The organism is Prochlorococcus sp. MIT 1327 (genome assembly GCF_047304785.1).
Taxonomy (GTDB): domain Bacteria; phylum Cyanobacteriota; class Cyanobacteriia; order PCC-6307; family Cyanobiaceae; genus Prochlorococcus; species Prochlorococcus marinus_D.
The window spans coordinates 2,480,172-2,499,846 of record NZ_CP138972.1 but is presented as its reverse complement, the minus strand read 5'-3'; the positions used below and the strand labels follow the sequence as shown (position 1 = coordinate 2,499,846).

The 19,675-nt window shown below is 51.4% G+C and carries 17 protein-coding genes and 1 tRNA gene; 7 read left to right on the top strand and 11 right to left on the bottom strand.

Annotation, left to right across the window (positions count from 1 at the left end; genetic code table 11):
• Positions 1 to 13 precede the first annotated feature (13 nt).
• Positions 14 to 133 carry a photosystem II reaction center X protein gene (gene psbX / locus SIB80_RS12325; RefSeq protein ID WP_011130957.1) on the bottom strand — a complete coding sequence of 40 codons (120 nt, stop codon included), beginning with the start codon at positions 131 to 133 and terminating at the stop codon, positions 14 to 16.
• Between the two features lie 88 nt (positions 134 to 221).
• Here psbX and SIB80_RS12320 point away from each other — a divergent pair, with 88 nt between their 5' ends.
• Positions 222 to 542, top strand: a complete 321-nt coding sequence (locus tag SIB80_RS12320; RefSeq protein ID WP_063397329.1) for a YggT family protein — start codon at positions 222 to 224, stop codon at positions 540 to 542.
• A gap of 17 nt (positions 543 to 559) precedes the next feature.
• Here the strand turns inward: SIB80_RS12320 and accC are convergent, their stop codons facing one another.
• Entirely contained in the window at positions 560 to 1,906 is a 1,347-nt protein-coding gene (gene accC / locus SIB80_RS12315; protein WP_063399205.1) for an acetyl-CoA carboxylase biotin carboxylase subunit, read from the bottom strand.
• A 123-nt stretch (positions 1,907 to 2,029) separates the two neighbouring features.
• Between accC and SIB80_RS12310 the strand changes: the two genes are divergently transcribed.
• The 3 genes from SIB80_RS12310 (at position 2,030) to msrB (ending at position 3,911) form a co-directional block, all read left to right on the top strand.
• Positions 2,030 to 2,111 (top strand) — tRNA-Leu (locus tag SIB80_RS12310).
• Between the two features lie 15 nt (positions 2,112 to 2,126).
• On the top strand, positions 2,127 to 3,428 hold the full coding sequence (locus SIB80_RS12305; protein ID WP_063419116.1) for a hypothetical protein: 1,302 nt from the start codon (positions 2,127 to 2,129) through the stop codon (positions 3,426 to 3,428).
• Positions 3,429 to 3,476: 48 nt separating this feature from the next.
• Positions 3,477 to 3,911, top strand: coding sequence for a peptide-methionine (R)-S-oxide reductase MsrB (gene msrB / locus SIB80_RS12300; RefSeq protein ID WP_063419115.1), 435 nt, complete (start codon positions 3,477 to 3,479; stop codon positions 3,909 to 3,911).
• A 13-nt stretch (positions 3,912 to 3,924) separates the two neighbouring features.
• Here msrB and SIB80_RS12295 read toward each other — a convergent pair whose 3' ends face one another.
• The 3 genes from SIB80_RS12295 to SIB80_RS12285 all read right to left on the bottom strand — a co-directional run bounded on the left by SIB80_RS12295 (position 3,925) and on the right by SIB80_RS12285 (position 9,112).
• The gene (locus SIB80_RS12295; protein ID WP_063419114.1) at positions 3,925 to 5,034 is read right to left on the bottom strand and encodes a PRC-barrel domain-containing protein; all 1,110 of its coding nucleotides are present in this window, start codon (positions 5,032 to 5,034) and stop codon (positions 3,925 to 3,927) included.
• A gap of 61 nt (positions 5,035 to 5,095) precedes the next feature.
• Complete coding sequence (gene smc / locus SIB80_RS12290; protein ID WP_063419113.1) at positions 5,096 to 8,704, bottom strand: chromosome segregation protein SMC; 3,609 nt, start codon at positions 8,702 to 8,704, stop codon at positions 5,096 to 5,098.
• A 51-nt stretch (positions 8,705 to 8,755) separates the two neighbouring features.
• Complete coding sequence (locus tag SIB80_RS12285) at positions 8,756 to 9,112, bottom strand: hypothetical protein (protein WP_063419112.1); 357 nt, start codon at positions 9,110 to 9,112, stop codon at positions 8,756 to 8,758.
• A 390-nt stretch (positions 9,113 to 9,502) separates the two neighbouring features.
• Here SIB80_RS12285 and SIB80_RS12280 point away from each other — a divergent pair, with 390 nt between their 5' ends.
• On the top strand, positions 9,503 to 9,718 hold the full coding sequence (locus SIB80_RS12280; RefSeq protein ID WP_063419110.1) for a Nif11-like leader peptide family natural product precursor: 216 nt from the start codon (positions 9,503 to 9,505) through the stop codon (positions 9,716 to 9,718).
• A 508-nt stretch (positions 9,719 to 10,226) separates the two neighbouring features.
• Here SIB80_RS12280 and SIB80_RS12275 read toward each other — a convergent pair.
• Positions 10,227 to 10,394 carry a hypothetical protein gene (locus SIB80_RS12275; RefSeq protein ID WP_157859868.1) on the bottom strand — a complete coding sequence of 56 codons (168 nt, stop codon included), beginning with the start codon at positions 10,392 to 10,394 and terminating at the stop codon, positions 10,227 to 10,229.
• 379 nt (positions 10,395 to 10,773) lie between these two features.
• Here SIB80_RS12275 and SIB80_RS12270 point away from each other — a divergent pair, with 379 nt between their 5' ends.
• Complete coding sequence (locus SIB80_RS12270; RefSeq protein ID WP_011825011.1) at positions 10,774 to 11,238, top strand: DUF883 family protein; 465 nt, start codon at positions 10,774 to 10,776, stop codon at positions 11,236 to 11,238.
• Complete coding sequence (locus tag SIB80_RS12265) at positions 11,238 to 11,624, top strand: phage holin family protein (protein WP_063419108.1); 387 nt, start codon at positions 11,238 to 11,240, stop codon at positions 11,622 to 11,624. The genes SIB80_RS12270 and SIB80_RS12265 overlap by 1 nt, the downstream gene beginning before the upstream one ends.
• 586 nt (positions 11,625 to 12,210) lie before the next feature.
• Here the strand turns inward: SIB80_RS12265 and SIB80_RS12260 are convergent.
• The 5 genes from SIB80_RS12260 to SIB80_RS12240 all read right to left on the bottom strand — a co-directional run bounded on the left by SIB80_RS12260 (position 12,211) and on the right by SIB80_RS12240 (position 19,634).
• The gene (locus tag SIB80_RS12260; RefSeq protein WP_063419106.1) at positions 12,211 to 13,335 is read right to left on the bottom strand and encodes a THUMP domain-containing class I SAM-dependent RNA methyltransferase; all 1,125 of its coding nucleotides are present in this window, start codon (positions 13,333 to 13,335) and stop codon (positions 12,211 to 12,213) included.
• A gap of 78 nt (positions 13,336 to 13,413) precedes the next feature.
• A complete protein-coding gene (locus SIB80_RS12255) occupies positions 13,414 to 13,659 on the bottom strand; it encodes a hypothetical protein (protein ID WP_162009602.1) in 246 nt (81 codons plus the stop codon).
• A 526-nt stretch (positions 13,660 to 14,185) separates the two neighbouring features.
• Positions 14,186 to 14,419: a hypothetical protein gene (locus tag SIB80_RS12250; protein WP_236065946.1), complete on the bottom strand. Its 234-nt coding sequence runs from the start codon at positions 14,417 to 14,419 to the stop codon at positions 14,186 to 14,188.
• A 183-nt stretch (positions 14,420 to 14,602) separates the two neighbouring features.
• On the bottom strand, positions 14,603 to 17,416 hold the full coding sequence (locus tag SIB80_RS12245) for a tetratricopeptide repeat protein (protein ID WP_413681488.1): 2,814 nt from the start codon (positions 17,414 to 17,416) through the stop codon (positions 14,603 to 14,605).
• 124 nt (positions 17,417 to 17,540) lie between these two features.
• Positions 17,541 to 19,634: a tetratricopeptide repeat protein gene (locus tag SIB80_RS12240; RefSeq protein ID WP_413681545.1), complete on the bottom strand. Its 2,094-nt coding sequence runs from the start codon at positions 19,632 to 19,634 to the stop codon at positions 17,541 to 17,543.
• Positions 19,635 to 19,675 lie beyond the last annotated feature (41 nt).

Here is a 19,675-nt window from a genome sequence, read left to right as displayed (position 1 = left end):
TCGGTCAACCCGATCACTTGCGATACATCTGGTCGTTTTGACTGATCAACACAAGGGCAACGGCAGCTGGTATTACCACGATTACTGCGGCCCAAACGAGGCTGCTTAGATAATTGGCGAGAGAAGCGGTCATAGCAGTGGTTCTGACTTGGGCGAGGCCATCATGATCTTAATGATCAGGGGTGACTTTCTACGATGGAACTGCTGATGCTTTGAGCTTTGTGACACCAGTTCTGATTCAAGCGCTGCCAACGCTGCATCTGGTTCTGGCCTTTTCGCTTGCGTTTTGGACGCTGACATTTATCTTTCGCATCGTGCTCTCTTGGTATCCCCAGGTAAAGCTCAGCGAGGGGTTTTGGCCTTTGGTGAGTTGGCCCACGGAGCCTCTTTTGGCGATGACCCGCCGTGTGGTGGCTCCCATTGGTGGAGTGGATGTCACTCCCGTGATCTGGGCTGGATTGATCAGTTTGTTGAGGGAGTTGTTGGTTGGCCAGCAAGGACTGCTCTCTCAGATGCTGCTTAAGAGCCAGGCCATTGCTTGAGATTGAGCGAAGGAATTTCAGTCGAGCATGTCCTGTTCGACAAATTTGGTGTGAACATCTCCTCTCAGAAATTCTTCCCGATTGAGCAGTTCGAGATGGAATGCAACTGTGGTGGGGATGCCTGTGACAGCACATTCATTGAGTGCTCTTTTCATGCGTTTGAGTGCCGCGTCTCGGTTATGCCCCCAGGCGATCACCTTGCCAATCAATGAATCATAGAAAGGCGGTATGTCGTAGCCGGTATAGACGTGGCTGTCGATGCGTACCCCTGGTCCTCCTGGTGGTAACCAGCCTGTGATTTGCCCTGGTGAGGGGCGAAAGTTGTGGGTGGAGTCTTCAGCATTGATTCGACACTCGATGGCATGGCCTCTTAGTTGGATGTCCTCTTGTTTGATGCTGATGGGATCGCCTCCGGCGATGTGAAGTTGTTCTGCGATCAAATCGATGCCTGTCACCATTTCTGTGACGGGATGCTCAACCTGAATACGGGTGTTCATTTCCATGAAGTAAAAGTCACCCTTGCGATCAAGGAGGAATTCCACGGTTCCAGCGCCTTCGTAGTTGATGCTCCTTGCGGCGGCCACCGCAGCCTCCCCCATGCGCAGGCGTAATTCGGGGGTGAGGGCTGGGCTGGGGGATTCTTCCAACAGTTTTTGATGACGTCGCTGAATGGAGCAGTCACGCTCGCCGAGGTGGATGACGTTGCCGTGTCGATCCGAGAGGATCTGCACTTCGACGTGTCGGGGCCGGTCAATGAATTTCTCCATGTAGAGCCCAGGATTGCCGAAGGCCGCTTCGGCCTCTCCTTGGGCGGCCTTGAAGAGGTTTTCTAGTTGGTCTGGCGTGGTGACCAGGCGCATGCCGCGGCCACCCCCACCTGCGGTGGCTTTGATCATTACTGGGTAGCCCATTCCCTTCGCCAGCTCAGCTGCTTCTTCTGGACTGGCGAGCAAGCCCTCGCTACCTGGCACAGTCGGAACACCGACTTGTTGCATGGTCGCCTTAGCGGTCGACTTGTCTCCCATGGAGCGGATGGCATGGGGTGAAGGACCGACAAAGGTGATGCCATGGTCACGACAGATTTCGGCGAATCGATCGTTTTCGGCTAGAAATCCATAGCCAGGATGAATTGCATCGACCCCGCGGGAGGTTGCAGCCGCGAGGATATTGGGGACATTGAGATAGCTCTTGCTGCTAGGGGCCTCGCCAACGCAGACGGCTTCATCAGCAAGTTGAACATGCAGCGCATTGCGATCCACGGTGCTGTAAACAGCCACTGTGGGGATATTCAGCTCTCTGCAGCTACGCAGAATTCTGAGGGCAATTTCGCCGCGGTTGGCGATCAGCACCTTGCCGATGGTCATCCCGCAGTAATCAGGCTTTGGGCGGATCGTATCAGCGCTCCTTACCAGGCCACTTTGCAAAACGTTGGACCATTGGCCGGTATGATCCTCGATCGACGAAGCCCGCGAGGTTGAGTCGGCCACGCGGATGTGGTGGAATTGGTAGACACGCACGTTTGAGGGGCGTGTGGCTTCGGCCTTGCGAGTTCAAGTCTCGCCATCCGCATTCTTTCCTTACAACTTGACCTCACTCCCTCCAGCTGTCATTCCGGACACTTCGCTGGCGGTTGTTCTGGTTTCCAATGGTCCAGGGGAACTAGCGACTTGGGTTAGGCCCATTGCTGAGAGCTTGCATCGCAGCATTTTGATGCGTCCTCGCGCTGCAAGCTCGCCTATTGACCTGAGGCTGGTGTTGGTGCCTTGCCCGAATGCCACAGGACAGGAGGCTGATGCGGCTAGGCGATGGATTCAGTTTGAGCAGATCACGCCAGCAAATCAGTTTTGGAATTTGTTGTTCTTTCCCCGACGCTATGGGCCGTGGCCTCGCCAAGGAGTGGTCGTTTTCCTTGGTGGAGATCAGTTCTGGAGTGTGCTTCTTTCAGGCCGCTTGGGCTACCGCCATCTCACCTACGCCGAGTGGGTGGCCCGCTGGCCTCGTTGGAATGACTGCATTGCTGCGATGTCTCCCAAAGTGCGGGATCAGCTGCCACGTCGTTTCCGGGACCGTTGCACTGTGGTGGGAGACCTGATGGCGGATTTGTCTTGTCTTGCAAGAGCTGAAGCGCCGCTGCCACAAGGCGAGTGGGTGGCTTTATTGCCAGGGTCTAAACGGGCCAAGCTCTGCGTGGGGGTTCCTTTCCTGTTGGAGGCGGCTGATCAATTAGCTCGGCTGCGACCTGGATGTCGGTTTTTGCTTCCTGTTGCACCCACCACAAGCGTAAAGGAGTTGGAAAGCTTTATGAGTTCGAGCAATCCGATTGCTGCTGCCTATCGCTCAGCCATTGCCATGGTCAGGCCAGCTGAGCATGATCAGCCTTGGCGAAGATTGATCACCAGGGCCGGCACGGTCATCTATCTCCAAGAGGACCATCCTGCGCATGGTCCCTTGAGCCAATGTGATTTAGCTCTCACCACTGTGGGGGCAAATACGGCCGAATTGGGGGCGCTTGGTTTGCCAATGATTGTGATCGTGCCCACCCAGCATTTGGCTGTGATGCAGGCATGGGATGGCTGGCTTGGTGTGCTGGCTCGGCTGCCTGGATTGCGTTGGTGCATTGGTGTCTTGCTCAGTGCATGGCGGCTGCGTCGCCATGGATTCCTGGCTTGGCCCAATATCTCTGCTGGACGCATGGTGGTTCCGGAGCGAGTGGGCTCAATTTCGCCACAGGATATTGCTCATGAGGCGTCAGCTTGGCTGGAATCTCCTGAACGGCTCAGGGGGCTGCGCGAGGATCTGCGCAGCCTGCGTGGGCAACCTGGGGCTGTGTCTGCTTTGGTTCAGCAGGTGCGTCGTTTGCTGCCCAAAGCTCTCGGTGCTTTTTAGAGTCGAAGGCTGTTTAGGGTCTTGCAGGTCCTCTTCCTTTTCCCTTCCATGTCCAGGTCTGATGCCTCCGCTTCCGATTCAGTGGATTGGATCAAGCTCAGCCCTGAGGAATGGCAGGCCAGGTTGACGCGTGAGCAGTATCAGGTTGCCCGTAAGGGAGGCACAGAGCGAGCATTTACAGGTGCTTATTGGAACCACAAGGCAGCAGGGATGTATTGCTGTGTCTGTTGTGGAGCCCCACTCTTCAGCTCAGCGACAAAATTCGATTCAGGCACTGGTTGGCCGAGCTTTTCGGATGGAGTCAAGGCAGGTGCGATTACCACCCATCGGGACACGAGTCATGGAATGGAGCGTACTGAGATCAACTGTGCTCGTTGTGGGGCTCATCTGGGCCATGTCTTTAACGACGGACCAGCGCCTACAGGTCAGAGGTACTGCGTGAACAGCGCTTCGCTTGATTTTTCCGAGGAGGCAGAGGTTTGATTTGAATCGAACGTCACCAAGGGTCGTCCAGTTCGGTGCCATTACGGCGTGGTGGGGGCTCCTCTACCTCTGCATCTCGGCCTCGGCCAGCTTGGTCACGTCCTGAAAAGTCGAGGGGCTCCACATCAAGAGGATCACCAAGGCTCTGTACAGGTCGACGTGAGGCTGGTCTTGGTCTCTGGGGTTGTTGATCTTCAAAGGTTCGTCTTGGTTCATAGGCAGCTGATTCTTCGAAGACTGGCCTTTGTTGATAGGCAGGAGGTTCTTCAAAGGTCATTCTTTCTTCTCTGTCATTGCGATAGCGCGATGGGGAGCTTGATGGTGTTTCATCGAGATAGCGCTGTTGGGGGATGACTTCCTGTTGACGCTCTTCAAGTTCAACGTATTCAAGTTCTTCTTCCGGCTCAAAGGTTTGAGTGGTGGAAGGTTGGAGCCGGCGCTGTTCCTGTTCAGTGGGCTGTCCTGAGTTGAGCTGGTTTTCCACTGGCACAAGATTCATCCTGTAGCGCTCTCGCTCCTGTTCTTCCCAGCTGGGGCCGCCAACTCCGAGTTTTTCGAGGAAGCCGCTATTCAGTTGCTTGAGCTTCTCTTCTGCGCCTTCATAGACAATGATCCTGTCTGCGCCGCTGCTGACCACCTCGTCTACCGGCATCTCCCAGGTACTCAAGACCCCTTCACCCAATAAGGGCACACCGATTGCTCCAATCACCAGGGTGGTGAGTTCCCCTGTTTCGATGTCGAAGGAGAACCCCAGGACTCTTCCTAGTTGCTGGCCAGATTCTGTGATCACTTGGCAGTTGATCACTCGGCTGTAGCGATCTGGGGTGAAACCCTCTTTGAGTGAGTCAGAGGAATCCACGAGGATGACGTCCCCCACCTGACGGATCCGATCAAGTGGCATCCAACGTGGGAGGCCGGGCAGGTATCGCGTTAGGGGATTGTCTCGCAGGCCTAGGGCCACCACTTCGCGGCGATCAATGTCGACCACGACTTCTCCTACTACGCCGAGACGACGTCCGGTATCACGGGTGATTACGTGGGTCCCCATGAGCTCGGAGCGCAGCCAGAGGCGGTCGCTAGGAACTTTGTCCAGTGGATCGTTCAGGGATGGGTTTGTCGTCAAACGCAGGCCCTCAACAGGGGGCGAATCGAGTCATTTTGACTCAAGGGCTTGAGGAAACAGCTCACGCCGCATTGGGTAATCCCACGACTTGAGTGTGAGCCCCACGGGCCTGGGTTACCCCGATGGTGCGGTTGGAGGCGCCGATCATTGGTCGGCGGTGGCTCACAACCATGAACTGGGCTTGTTCTGCTTGGCGGGCGATTAGAGCTGCAAGGCGTTCAACATTCACCCCATCAAGGAAACTGTCCACTTCGTCGAGGGCATAGAAGGGAGAGGGGCGGAAGCGTTGAAGAGCAAACAGAAAGCTGAGCGCCGTAAGCGATTTTTCTCCACCAGACATAGCCGCAAGGCGTCTCACTGCTTTGCCTTTGGGATGTGCGACCAGGGTGAGGCCGCCTTCGAGGGGGTCGTCAGGGTTGTCGAGTTGTAGGTGGCCATCGCCCTCAGAGAGGCTGGCGAAGATGTCACGGAAATGACCATCAACTGCTTCAAAAGCTTCCATGAAGGCTTCCTGACGAAGAGTGGCGACGGTCTCGATGCGGAGCAGGAGTTCTTCTCGCTCCTGGGAGAGAACCTCAAGCCTTTCGACCAGATCACCGAGTCGTTGTTCGAGTTGTTCGAGTTCTTCAAGGGCCAGCATATTCACTGGTTCCAGGGCTTCCATCCGGCTTTGAAGCTTCTGCAGATCGGCTTGAAGAGCCTCAAGTCCTGCGCTGCGAAGCTCTGCGGGGATCTCCGGAGGGGGGTCTGGCAAGGCTTGTTGGAGTTCTTTGAGTCGGAGGCCGCCGCTGCGAAGCTCTTCGGCAAGGGCTTGGCGATCCTGTCGGAGGCGTTCCAAGTTCCACTGGGCCTCTTGTAGGCCTTGGCGCTGGTTTGCTACTTCTGCTTCAGCGGCATCCCTGGCGCGCCGTTGTTCGCCAAAGCGAGTCTGTAGGTCTTGTTGTTGGCTTTCTAGTGTTTGTCTTCGCGCTTGCAGTTCTTGCTGCTGGTCACGCCATTGAGCATGGGCAGTTGCCAGCGCCTGGACAGCTTCCTGCAGTCTTTTTTCCTCAGCCTCCAGCCCCTTTTGTTGATCGCTTAGGCGTTCGAGGGCGAGGTGGCGATGCTGCTGGGCAGTCAGCAATTGATCCCGATTCGTTCTGGCTGTCCCAAGTGCGTCATCGGCGGTTTCAAGATCCGCTTGTAAGCGTTGCCAGGTCTCTGCATCGCCATCCGCTTGGGCTTCTTGCTCATGTTGTTCAAGTTGCTGCAGTTCAAGGGTGAGGGGAGAGAGCTTTTCGAAGAGAGCATTCAGTCGCTGCTGCTGTTGTTCTTGATGAGCTTGTAGCTCCTCCACTTTTTGAGAGCGTTGATGACGTCTTTCCATCAAGGGGCCATGGGAGCGGCGGGCTGCGCTGCGTTCGGCTTCCAGAGCGGCTTGGCGCTGTTCAAGATTCCTGAGGCAGGGGCGAGCTTCCTCGAGAACTTGGCTGAGTTGAGATTCCTCTCTGCGGCAGGCCACCAAGGTTTCTCCAAGTTCAAGAAGCCTGCGGCGTAGGGGTTCGGCCTCATCTCCCTCGTTGCTGCTACCAAAGCTAAGGCTGTTGCTACGACCAGAAAAACTGCCGCCTGTCATGGCACCGCTCTTCTCTAGCAGTTCTCCATCAAGAGTTACGGCTCGAGTTCTTCCCAACTGCAGCCGGGCAGATTTCAGGTTGCTAAAGACCAAAGTTTCGCCGAAGACGTAAGCAAAAACCTCGGCATAAATGGGCTCAAAGCGAATGAGTTCAAAGGCTTTGCCGATCAGGCCAGTGCTGCTATCAGCGTTGTCAGGCTTTCGCCCTCGCGTCAGAGCGCTACTGCTGCTGGCTGTAGGTGCTTTGATGCGATTGAGAGGCAAGAAGGTGAGTCGGCCGGCTCGCTTGCTTTTGAGCAGTTCGATGGCTTTGGCGGCAATGCGATCGTCGTCTACGACGACTTGAGCGAGTCGTGCACCCGCAGCGACTTCCAAAGCAAGTCGGTGGCGATCGTCTACCTCCCCAAGCTGGGCAACGGGGCCGTGGATCCCTTCTAGACCTGCTTCAAGCAGCAGCCTTAGAGCTCCAGTGCCACGACTCTCCTGCAGGGTCTCGCGACGACTCTCTAGCCGGGCGATCTCTTTTTCCAAGCGGGTTTGTTCTTGCTCGAGTCGACTGCGGGTCCGTTGCTGCACTGCCAGGGCTTCAGCGGCTTGCTGAACCTGCTCTTTCTTGTCGCTGATGTTCTCGAGGAGTGTTTGCCATTCCTGTTCGAGTTGATCCAGTTGTTTCTGTACCTGCTGGTCTTCGGTGCCGTCACGCTGCTGCTCTGCTTCGAGTTCCACGCGCCGCTCTTCGTCTTGTCGCAGGCGTTCTTGAAGTTGTTGTTGCTCCTGCTGCAGTGGTGTAAGGGTGGATTGAAGTTCCTGACGGCGAGAGCTGCGCTGCCGTTGTTGCTCAAGCCAAGCACCAGAGCGACCGGCAACGTCTCCAAGGCGGCGACGGGAGACCTCTACAGCGGCTTCGGCATCTCTGCAGTGCTTTTCAGCATCTTCTAAGGCCGTGCGATGGGGATCTTCGGCCTGACTGTGAGCCTCCTGTTGCAGTTGGTTGCGGCGGTTGCTTAGGTCTTGGCGAACGCCTTGGAGGCGCTGACCTTCATGTTGGTGTTGCTCTGCTTGGCGCTCGAGTTCACGAGCCTGGGTCTCCATTCCCGCCAGTTCGGCTTGCACCGCTAGCAACTGGTCTTCGCCGAGGGCCTTCACGTTCTCTTGCAGAGTCTTCAGGTTGGCGGCGGCCTTGGCCAGCTTTTCTTCGGCCTCTTGGAGGTTCGCAGCGTCGCGTACCTCTTGCTCGCCAAGCTGTTGCTGTCGGGCTTGAAGATCACGCAAACCTTGCTGGGCTGTTTCAAAGGCCAGCATCAGTTCCTGTTGCCGACCCAATTGAAGTTGCTGCCGGAGTTCCTGGTAGGTGCGGGCTTTAGCGCAGTCTCGTTCCAGGCGTTGCCGTGTGGTCAGCAGTTCCTGTTCCACGATCCGGCAGCGTTCCTGCCGCTCTTGAACATCATCGAGCTTGGCGCGAGTTTGTTCGATGCGGCTGTCGAAGAGTGCTACACCAGCCAGTTCGTCGATCAGGCCGCGGCGATCGCGGTTACTCATCGAGACGATGCGGGTCACATCACCCTGCATCACAACATTGCTGCCTTCTGGGTCGATCCTCAGTCGGCGCAGCTGGGTTTGAAGTTGCTGCAGGTTGCAGGGTTCGCCATCGGCGCTGTAGCTCGTGCTGTAGGAGCCGCCAGGCATGACCCGCAGGCGGCGGGTGACGGTCCACTCTTGTTGATCAGCTTTGATCCAAGGACCTTCCTCTGGTGGCTCTAGACCTACCTCGGCTGGATCGGGCTGCCAGTCGCTGAGGTCAAAGCGCACACTCACCACGGTTTCAGCTGCCTTGCCTGCTCGAAGGATTCGGCTGTTGACAAGATCAGGCAGTCGATCTGCTCGCATCCCCCTGCTTGTGGCAAGACCAAGGCAGAAGAGAACGCCGTCGAGGATGTTGCTCTTGCCCGAACCGTTGGGGCCTGTAACAACTGTGAAACCCTCTTCGAGGGGGATGGTCATCGACCCCCCAAAGGACTTGAACTGCGTAAGCCCAACCTGATTGATGTGAACCAACAGGTTGCACGGGCTCTTTGCAAGCCAAGTTTACCGAATTTTCTTTGAAGCTCAAGGGGTGCTACTCGGTTCAGATCTGATCCGGCAGAGCCTGTGTTCGATCTCCAAGTGCCCCTTCAGATCAGTACTTTGCAGGCGCACACTCAAGCGATCTTCGCAGTTGATCGGCAGAGAGCCGCTGAACAGTCCGCCGACGATGCGTTTAGCCCAACCGCGTCCCCCTGAGACGGCGGCGTCATGATGGTCCAGCCAAGCGAGCCGATGGGCATTGATAGGAATGGCTTCTACCGCTGGGCCATCTAATCGTGGGATCTGCGGCAATCGCCAGGTTCGACATGAGGGGCCGTCTTCCAAGAGCAAATCAAAATGACATCCGAGCGGATCGTTCGGCGCTCCACGATGTTCCAATAGGACGAATCTATTCAGAGAGAAAAGCCTAATTGCAATAGCTTAGTTGAATCAGTAATAGGAATAGAGCCAGTATTGATCAGCCTTGTATTGATGTTTGCGATCTTTAATGGCTCGCCTCCCTATGTTCTTCGTGGGAGCAGAAGTGCAATTGATCAGTACTCATGATTGATGTTTTACTCGCGGCTGCGCATATAGATTCTCTATTGTATCCACCATATTAACCAGTGATCACATTGACTGCCCTTGCTTAGGTATGGGATTTGGTCACATTTAAGTAAGGTCTCTTTGAAAAGGATGCGCAAGCTGCCTTGCCCTGTAAAACGTGATCTTTTCAGCATCGCAGGATGGTTTTGAATATCATGGCTTGAAGCCTTTGTTCACTCAATTTTGTCCCTCGAGCAACTCCGAGCCTTTCTTGTCAAAATGCAGGATGATGCTGACCTTCGCCAGCAGGTCTTAAGTGCTTCTACGGCGGATGAGGTAGCAAATCTTGCTAGCGGCTTTGGTTATGAATTTTCAGGTGACGAGCTGCTGCGTATCTCTGGACAAAAGGTGGACCGAGTGACTGTTAGAAAACAGGACGTGCCTGGAGAATATAATTAATGTTTTCCTGGAAGACTTGTTGATTTGATCCGAAGCCTAAATTTGAGAAGGAGAGTAGAAGTTTAGGGATAAGTTGCATCGGCATAAGGCTCTAGAGTTATCATTTTGGGATGGAACTTTGGCATTCCTTTGCTTGGCCTAGTATCTCTTTGTTTTGTCTACTGCCTTTTGCTTTGCATCTTCTTCGCTTCCGCTAAAACTTGGCAAAGCTCCAGAAGGCTCTCTGCCGAGATTGCAGCAAGCGGATTGATCTAAAGGAGATCATTATTATTTCGCCAGAGGTGCGCTGATGAGCTTGAGTAAATTGGTGTATTGGCTAGACGTTCTTTGAATACGATCAAGAGCTAGCAAGGATGTTTCAGTCTGATTGCTGTGGGGTGCAAAAGATCTAGGGCTATCGATCCGCTTGATTCAGTGGTTATAGACAGCAAGCCAATATTGGAGTTGATTCGAGTCAAGTCTTGCTCATCGATGCAGGCAAGATTGTTGTGCTGGTGGAGTAGATGTTTTAGCTCGCGATTCCTTCAGATAGCTCATTAGAGGTTGGTGGGGTGAAGCCAAGGCGCGCCAGGCTTAGTTCAAGCTCTTGGATGCTGATTTGCTGCCGGATGCGCTCTAGGCGAGGAGGAACGATAGGTTGCAAAGTTCCTAGAGGTTCAGCTACGGAATTGCTCATAGACTCCATCAATGCAGAGTTGTGATCATGTAGGAGTTGTAACGCACTAGATCTGGAGATGGTAGTAGCGACAGCTACACCATATCTGGCAAGTTGAGCGAAAGCTTTGTTAGAGGAGCCGTTCTGGAAAGGGCGATTCGTTTCAAGGGGTCGTGCTCAGGATCCTTTGAGTTCTGAGATACCCAAGGATTGTTGATCAACGTTTGAGCAGGTCAGATCCTCTGCAAATCAATGACGCTTATTCAATGTCACTACTCGGAGGTGGGTGATGGTTGCAGTAGCAGTTGGTATTCAGGCAGCAGGCTTGAATGCATTCCAGCTACAGGGGGTTTCGCTCTCGCACAGGCCTAACTAGGCTGAGATCAACCGTCTGGAATTCATGGAATCAGAGAATTCCGCATCCGGCGATCAACAGACCCAAGTCAACACTGAGCCTTCGCGTCCTGCAGATCCCTCTGAACTGAGGTTCCGTGAACGATTTGAAAGCTTGTTGCCCACGATCCAAGAGTATTGGCCAGATTTGGCTTGGGACACACTGGAAGCGACACGAGGCAGCCTTGACGAAATGGTTCGTGTGATTTCACAGCATTCGGGATTGACTAGCCATGGTGTGCGTGATCAGCTGGAGGACCTGTTTCAGGTTGCTGGTGACCGCACCAGGAATCTGGCCGATAGCCTGGAGCCATTGGAGAAGCAGCTCGAGCAGCTTCTCGATGAGCTGAACAGCACACTGCGGCCGCGGATTGAACGTCCTGTGCGGCAGCGCCCGTTGCTTGCTGTTGCAATGGCTGCTGGAATCGGTGTACTGATTGGAGTTATTTTCGCCGGAGGTCGGCGGTCCTGATGAGCGAAGAGCAACGTTCAAGCGGATCAGGAGCGGGTGCGCGCGTGACGGCGATTGCTGCTTCAGTCATGGATTTGCATGTGCGTATCGCTTTACAGGAGGTTGATCGAGAGAAACGCCGTTTGATTAGTGGAGGCGTTTTCCTGGCCATGGGAGGCACGTTGATGTTTCTGGCGCTGTTGGCGGTGGAAGTGGCTTTGGTGCTTTGGATGCAGGAGGTTTGGGACTGGAGTTTGATGAAGGGTTTGCTGGCTATGGCAGTTCTTGATGTTGTTTTGGCAGGAGTGAGCCTGCGGCTTGGTGGTCAGCTCGCCAAAGGGCCTTATTTGCCTCAGACCTTGGAGGGTTTGTCGAAAACCACTCGGGCGGTGCTCGGTCGCAAGTGATTCAGCGAATGGCGAAGTTTTCATTCGAGACCTCTGCATGAAAACGGGCTCTCTTGCTTTGAAGGGAGTGATTGGTATGAGAGTCGAAAAGCAGAAAAGATGGCATGCAATCAACACATCATGAACAGATTGAATCAGTCTTCAATGAGTGACCTATCCTATTTTTCAGGCTTTTAATTCAAGATGGATTAATAAGCACAACAAGATTTGATGTATGACGTTAATTGCCAAAGGAAAACTATCTTCTTCTTGGTTCTAGGGCTTTATTTTTTAAGACCACCTCGCGCCATCATTTCTAATAACGACCAAGTGATCATGCAATTCTTTTGCGTACTTTCAAGATCACGTAGCCAGCCACAAGAAGTTTAATTGTAAATGCAACAGCAAAAATAACTAGGTTGGTAGGAGTTAAGAGGTGGCTAAGCATCTTTCCATTTGAGCTTGTCTTTTATTTTAGGGCAAGAGCTTGGCAGATTGCAGACTGATGTTTTCTTTGATACCTCTTGGTCCTTATTGGATGATTAGAGCCTATAAAAAGTGCCGTGAATTTGAAGATTGCTGCTGATAGATCAAGTTTCCCTGCGGTTCAGCGAATGGCGTAGTTCAGCCAGCGGCATTCGATGCCGCCATTGCTGACTGGAATCCGCCGACTCGCTTTCATTTGAAGTGATCGGCTGAGGCTGGGATTGCCGTTCAGCAGCCATAGCTGCCAACCTGATGCATGTGTTTTCGCGTACTGACCGAGGCTTTCATAGAGAGCGGTTAGGTTTTCATCCTGGCCAACTCGGATGCCATAGGGAGGGTTGCAGACCATCACACCTGGCTGTTTTGGCAGTTCTAGGTTGCGAAAATCACAGGTTTGAATGCCTACAACATGGTCGAGGCCTGCCTCAGACAGGTTGGCTTTTGCTTGTGTTGTGATGCTGGGGTCTCGGTCGCAACCAATGATTACTGGCAGCGATTGATTTCTGCGTTCTCGTTGCTTGGCTCGTGCTTGTTCCTCGCTCCAGATTTGCGGATCGAAGTCTGCCCAGCCTTCTAGGAGAAAGGAGCGATTCAGACCTGGAGCAAGGCCAAGCTTCATACTGGCTGCCTCGATCAGCAGGGTGCCTGATCCGCACAGGGGGTCAACTAAGGGTACGCAGCCATCCCAACCGCTGAGTCTGATCAATCCGGCGGCAAGGTTTTCTTTGAGAGGCGCAGCGCCGACGGCAGCTCGGTAGCCCCTGCGGTGCAGGCTGCCAGCTGAACCGTCCAAGCTCAGCACCGCACAATCTCGACTGAGATGGAGATGTAAACAGAGAGCAGGGTCTTGCAGATCGATATCAGATCGCTCACCCCATAGCTGCCGTTGCAGATCAACGAGGGCGTTTTTTACCTGCAGGGCTGTGAAGTGGCTGTGAGTGAGGCCAGGGCCGCTGCCGGTAACATCAACGCGAAAGCTCATTGATGGATGCAGCCAGCGTTCCCAGTCGAAGGCTGATTGCACACCTAAATAGAGTTCTTTTGGCCCTCGGCAAGGGAATTGGGCAATCTCCCTGAGCAGGCGAAAGGGCAGGCGCGCTTGAAGATGTAGCCGATAGAAGCAGGCCATGTCGGCTTCAAAAGCAGCAGCGCGTCTGAGCGGGCGAACTGCTTTGGCCCCAAGCGTGGTGAGTTCTTTGGCGCCTTCTTCTTCTAATCCTTGGGGGAGTACGGCGATCGCTTGCATTGAGCTTTTACACCCCAAGGGTTGTTGAGCGACAGAACAGCATTCCTGTCAGAATGGAAGTGTCCACCTTTTGGCGGACTAGGTGATCCACACCAGTGTCTCGGACAGCGGTTCGATTCCGCTCAGCTCCATTCCTCTTTTAGGTGTCTTGGGGCTGCAATGGTTTCGACGGGGTATGAGGAGGGTGACTGAAGCCTGCTCGGTAAGAGCAAATCCGTAACTGCGAACAACATCGTTCGTTTCTCCCGTCAGCCTGCCCTCGTGGCTGCCTGACCCTAATAAGGGAGATGGGGTGAGGTCAGCCTTATCACCCAAATGACCCATGGGGCCTGAGAGGGCCCTTTAACAATCTTCAGCACTGGGTTCTACGAAGTGAAGACGGATGCGCAAAAGGACCTTGCACGCAAATCAGCACGCAAACTGGTCTGAGCACCAGCGAATTGAGCACAAGCATCAGTACCTAGTTCTATTCGCTGGGTGCTTACTCCTGGGGAGTGGGTCAGGTGTATTGCGTCGTTACACTGATAAGCACTAGATTTACTAATAGAATCTTCGATGGAAATAAAACAACCAGAGCTCCCTACTGAAATTCTTACATCAGAGTACTTTCTTGACTGGATTCAGCACACTGATCTTGATAGACAGAATTGAAGAGTTGGCCGATGAAATTGAGCATGGAGAGTAAGGAGCGGCTGATTCACTCAAGCTAGACTCATATCCATTCCTGGCGGAATTACCTAAAGATATGATCACCCAGTTCCTAGGTGATCATAAAATTTTTAAATCTAAGGAGCAACTCAGAAATTGGCTTTGCGTTGAATCCGGTGATGACCTCACCGAAGAGGGGGAATCAGTGCATGAAGATCCTGAAAGTGTCGAAAATAACCGCGAAGAATGGATCCAAAGCCTCAGAGAGAGGCTTTTTACCTACTGGTAATGAACCCAAAGAACCAAAAGATCTGTTCGGGTGATCTAATTGCAGAGTCAATGCTTGTCGCATTGGTCTGGCTCCGGCGATTGCTTGCCCGTAGAAGCGATTGTCGTCGTGAGGCGCATAAATCGCCTGTCTTCCGCAACTCGTCATCTTCGCCTCCCAGCTCGGTCTCTGATATACCAGGCAGTGATGAGTCTTCTGGGGCGATGGCTTTCGGCTCTCCTCAAAAACCTGTACCTCAACTTTCCATTGAGTCATTATAATATTAGATATTGTATTTACAAAATAATATGCTAGCGCCATGTGAGTAAATCTTGATTGCGCTACCGGATGCTAATTAGAGTCAGCCCAAAGCTTTTCATTCTTCTGGAGGTCAAACGCTATACAGATTCTTTGCGTTTTGGATTGAAAGGGCAGGGTCCTGTGAAAAAGAGCGGACGAGAAGATGTTTAAGTCTCTTGCTTCTGGTCGTATTACTCTTCTATCGAATGCTACATCTCCTTGAGGGTATTTTGGTCCTTGATGGCTGAATTCAATTGCTCCTTCTTCTGGCCTTGCCTCTCTTTCTGGCATTTGCAAATAAAAGGTGCCGGTAAGCCAGCCATGCTGATGGTTGTGAGATAGAAGGTTCCCGCCTGTTTCCATTACGATTGCCCATCCTCGCAAGATGTACATATTTTTTTCCCAGTTAGCCTTGAAATCTTTGTCTGTATTTATGCTACATGATTGATTGTAGCCGTGAACTTGCTTTATCAAGAGTTTTTTTAGTTCTTGGAATGGCTTTTGGGGGTTGTCAAGTATATTCCCTGCCGTTTGCACTCCGTTGGCTAGATGTCCTTGGACTCTTGATTGAAATGTCCCGTCTGAAAGGTGAATAAGTACTTCCTGGAGCAGTGTATCTGAGAATTCATGATTATGGATCTTATAAGTAACTATTGAGTTTAAGGTATTTCCATTCAGACCATTGTCTAATGCTTGATTATATACTACATTGGCATGGTCTATTGCTGCTATGCTTCTTTGGTCGAACCAGCGCTTGTCTATTAATTCTTTTGCACATAAATTGAATTCGATCTTTTTGTCGAGGCACAGGTAAAGGGAAAGAAGAAGGCTTTTCCCTGATTTGGTCTGGGTTTCGCTTAAGGCTTTTACTCCTTCGCTATATAATCCCATATAGTAATAAGTATCGGCTAAAAGTACTGCAGCTGTTTCTCTCGTTTCTTCGCTTTTTTTAGCTTCTCTCAGGTAAGCAAGAGCATGATCAGGTTGACCTAGATCTTTGTAGATCCCGCCCAGGTTGATGAGGGCCGTGGGGTTATCAGGCTTGAGCTCTAGGGACTTAAGGGTGGAAGCAAGAGCATGATCGAGTTCACCGAGATCTTTGTAGATCCCGCCCAGGTTGATGAGGGCCGTGGGGTTATCAGGCTTGAGCTCTAGGGATTTAAGGGTGGAAGCAAGAGCATGATCGAGTTCACCTAGATCTTTGTAGATCCCGCCCAGGTTGATGAGGGCCGTGGGGTTATCAGGCTTGAGCTCTAGGGATTTGAGGGTGGAAGCAAGAGCATGATCGAGTTCACCGAGATCTTTGTAGATCCCGCCCAGGTTGATGAGGGCCGTGGGGTTATCAGGCTTGAGCTCTAGGGATTTAAGGGTGGAAGCAAGAGCATGATCAAGCTCACCGAGATCTTTGTAGATCCCGCCCAGGTTCATGTGGGAATCGGGGTTATCAGGCTTGAGCTCTAGGGATTTAAGGGTGGAAGCAAGAGCATGATCAAGCTCACCGAGATCTTTGTAGATCCCGCCCAAGTTGATGAGGGCCGTGGGGTTATCAGGCTTGAGCTCTAGGGATTTAAGGGTGGAAGCAAGAGCATGATCAAGCTCACCGAGATCTTTGTAGATCAAGCCCAGGTTCATGTGGGAATCGGGGTTATCAGGCTTGAGTTCTAGGGACTTAAGGGTGGAAGCAAGAGCATGATCAAGCTCACCGAGATCTTTGTAGATCAAGCCCAGGTTCATTTGGGCATTGGGGTTATCAGGCTTGAGTTCTAGGGACTTAAGGGTGGAAGCAAGAGCATGATCAAGCTCACCGAGATCTTTGTAGATCCCGCCCAAGTTGATGAGGGCATTGGGGTTATCAGGCTTGAGCTCTAGGGATTTGAGGGTGGAAGCAAGAGCATGATCGAGTTCACCTAGATCTTTGTAGATCCCGCCCAAGTTGATGTGGGCCGTGGGGTTATCAGGCTTGAGTTCTAGGGATTTAAGGGTGGAAGCAAGAGCATGATCGAGTTCACCTAGATCTTTGTAGATCCCGCCCAGGCTGATGAGGGCATTGGGGTTATCAGGCTTGAGTTCTAGGGATTTAAGGGTGGAAGCAAGAGCATGATCAGGTTGACCGAGATCTTTGTAGATCCCGCCCAAGTTGATAAGGGCATTGGGGTTATCAGGCTTGAGTTCTAGGGATTTAAGGGTGGAAGCAAGAGCATGATCAGGTTGACCTAGATCTTTGTAGATCCCGCCCAAGTTGATGAGGGCCGTGGGGTTATCAGGCTTGAGCTCTAGGGATTTGAGGGTGGAAGCAAGAGCATGATCAAGCTCACCGAGATCTTTGTAGATCCCGCCCAGGTTCATGTGGGAATCGGGGTTATCAGGCTTGAGTTCTAGGGATTTGAGGGTGGAGGCAAGAGCATGATCGAGTTCACCGAGGTCTTTGTAGATCCCGCCCAGATTGAGGAGAAATGGCACAAATGTTGGGTCTAGGTCTCTTGCTCTCTCAACTAACTGTTTGGCTACTTGTAAATTCCCTTGTTGTTTGGCGATAAGTCCAAGATTATTGATTGCTGGTGCGTAGTTAGGGTTGATTTTTAGTGCAAGATCATAGTATTTTTCTGCTTCTTGGTAGTTTTGAATAGCATTAAAAATATTCCCAATGTCTTTGACTGTCTCTGCGTCGCTCCCATCGAGTTGATGAGCTTTGGCTAGGCATTGATGTGCTTTTTCGAATTGCCCTAAAGCGAGTAAGGATTTCCCTGCGTACTTATAGGCATAGGTCTCTTCTGGATTGGCCTGCATAGCATTTTGGCAAGCCTGTAGGCATTCCTGATGGCGAGCAGCGGCTGAGAGCTCTTGGATCGTCACCAAATCTGTCACGTCTTCAATCGTCGAATTCCATAGATTTTACTGGTAATTCTAAACCCTCCTCCAGGGAGATCAAAGCCTCTCTCAATCTGTCTGCAGCCTTGCTCTAATCCACATCCCAAGTATCTGAACTGATCTAAGAAGGCTTGTAAGCCCAGAATTGATACATGCCTGAGAATGTTGTTGGTTGCTGCTCCTCAAATCTACCCCAGTTATTTAGATTAGTCATGTCGCTATCATCTGGGAATTGCTCTTTATAGACTTTGAGAATTGATTCTGGGAGTATAAATCCACAGAAAATCAATCCGTGATTATCAAGGAGTGCTTGAAGTGATTCAGTAGTGAATAGATGCTCTTGGACATGAAAGCAGAGGTCCCGGAATTCTGAGAGTGAATAAAAGTCTCGTCCGAAATTTGGAAGATTCGTCAGTTCTTTGAATTCTCCTTGGAGAACTTGTTGGCGAAATTCTTTAATGCAGTTTACTGTACTTTTTAGCCCTAACTGTTTGATCCGATTACGAGCTTTGGTAATGTCATGCCTGGCAATTTCGCTATATAAGCCAAGTTTGATATAGCCATTAGGTTTTAGTTGATTGTTTAATGCCGTTAGTCCTTTGGCTGGGTTTTCCATGTGATGCAAAACACCACTGCATTCAATGGTATCAAATTTCTCGCTAAGATCTATTACGTCTAAAAGATCCATTTTTTTGAAGGATACATTGTTCATCTTATACTCTTGTGTTTTCCTTATGGCGTATGCCAGGCTGCTTCTGCTTAGATCAATTGAGGTGATTTGTGCATTTTTATAGCGGCTAGCAGCTATGACTTGATTGCCAGTCCCGCAGCCAGCAATGAGCACTTTGGGCTGTGCATGATTGGTGCTTAACGCTTCTGAGAATGGAAGATAGTCTGTTGTTGACTCCAGTTTAATGATTTCTGATATTTTTTTGGTCAATGACTTATGGGTATGGTCTGCATGGCGATAGCGAGGATATGGGTTGGCCTCGTAAATGGCCTGGACTTTTAATGAGATTGCGTCAGCAATCTCCAAACCACTTTGAATTGAGACTTTGATTCTTTCCTCTTTTTTCGGCTCCTCCAGTTGGGTTTGGAGGAGTGCCCGGCTCTCGTAGCACGGTCTTGGATAATTCTTTAGCCATTCTGAGCTCAGATTTAGTTGATGGATGGGTTTGTAGCAGGCAATAATGGCGAGGTATTGATTGAATAAATCTTGACTTACCCGTGAGTTCTTGATGAGCCAATTGACCAGTTCTTCTTCCTCTGGTGACTGGGCGTATACATATTCATTGAGGAAGCATTGGGTTGCTAAAGCTTCTGTGAAAGGTTTTAAATATTTTGGAATTGACTTATGATTGGCTGCCAGTATTAAAATCTCTTTTCTTAAGTCTATGAGGAAGTTCTCAATGTCTTGATGAGGCGGGATTAGTAATGTGAGTGACTTCCTTAGGCGCCAATCTGCTACGAGGTTGTTCAGAGCATTGTTATCTGCTGAGATGAGGGGATCTGATTTGGTAGCTTCTTGGATGGTTGGAAGGAAAGCTTGATTAAAAAGTGTGGATAGTTTTTGGTGGGTGATATTGTCTGAATTAATAAGTACTTCGTATGCTTTTGTGAGATAGTGCGCGTTGGCTGGGCTAGTTGTCAGCTGGTCGATAAATGCTTTTATGTTGTTCAGGGCAGTAGGGTTATCTGCCTTGAGTTCTAAAGATTTGAGGGTGGAAGCAAGGGCTTGATCAAGGTTGCCGAGATCTTTGTGGATACCGCCCAGGTTGCTGTGGGAATCGGGGTTGTCGGGTTTGAGTTCTAGTGATTTAAGGGTGGAGGCAAGAGCTTGATCGAGGTTACCGAGCTCCTTGTAGATGCCGCCCAGGTTCATGTGGGCAGTGGGGTTATCGGGCTTGAGCTCTAGTGATTTAAGAGTGGAGGCAAGAGCTTGATCAAGGTTGCCGAGATCTTTGTAAATACCGCCCAGGTTGTAATAGGCATCTGGGTTATTGGGCTTGAGCTCTAGAGATTTGAGAGTGAAGGCAAGGGCTTCATCAAGCTTGCCATGCTCTCTGTATAAATTGCCTAGATTGGCATGGACGTTCGGATCATTGGGATTAATCTCAATGGCTTTTTTGTATAAGGCAATTGCTTCTTCTGGCCTCTCACTGTTTTTATAAATAACCCCTAAGTTTGAAAATGTAGTTTCATTTAAGAATCCAATATCGATTGCTTGCCTATAGAGATTTTCGGCATTTTTGATAT

What these genes read in the sequence shown, in the direction of transcription:
- psbX (WP_011130957.1), bottom strand. Translation starts at nt 133, where the DNA reads ATGACCGCTTCTCTCGCCAATTATCTAAGCAGCCTCGTTTGGGCCGCA.
- accC (WP_063399205.1), bottom strand. Translation starts at nt 1,906, where the DNA reads ATGACCATCGGCAAGGTGCTGATCGCCAACCGCGGCGAAATTGCCCTC.
- msrB (WP_063419115.1), top strand. Translation starts at nt 3,477, where the DNA reads ATGTCCAGGTCTGATGCCTCCGCTTCCGATTCAGTGGATTGGATCAAG.
- SIB80_RS12275 (WP_157859868.1), bottom strand. Translation starts at nt 10,394, where the DNA reads ATGAGCAATTCCGTAGCTGAACCTCTAGGAACTTTGCAACCTATCGTT.
- SIB80_RS12270 (WP_011825011.1), top strand. Translation starts at nt 10,774, where the DNA reads ATGGAATCAGAGAATTCCGCATCCGGCGATCAACAGACCCAAGTCAAC.
- SIB80_RS12265 (WP_063419108.1), top strand. Translation starts at nt 11,238, where the DNA reads ATGAGCGAAGAGCAACGTTCAAGCGGATCAGGAGCGGGTGCGCGCGTG.
- SIB80_RS12260 (WP_063419106.1), bottom strand. Translation starts at nt 13,335, where the DNA reads ATGCAAGCGATCGCCGTACTCCCCCAAGGATTAGAAGAAGAAGGCGCC.
- SIB80_RS12255 (WP_162009602.1), bottom strand. Translation starts at nt 13,659, where the DNA reads ATGGGTCATTTGGGTGATAAGGCTGACCTCACCCCATCTCCCTTATTA.
- SIB80_RS12250 (WP_236065946.1), bottom strand. Translation starts at nt 14,419, where the DNA reads ATGACGAGTTGCGGAAGACAGGCGATTTATGCGCCTCACGACGACAAT.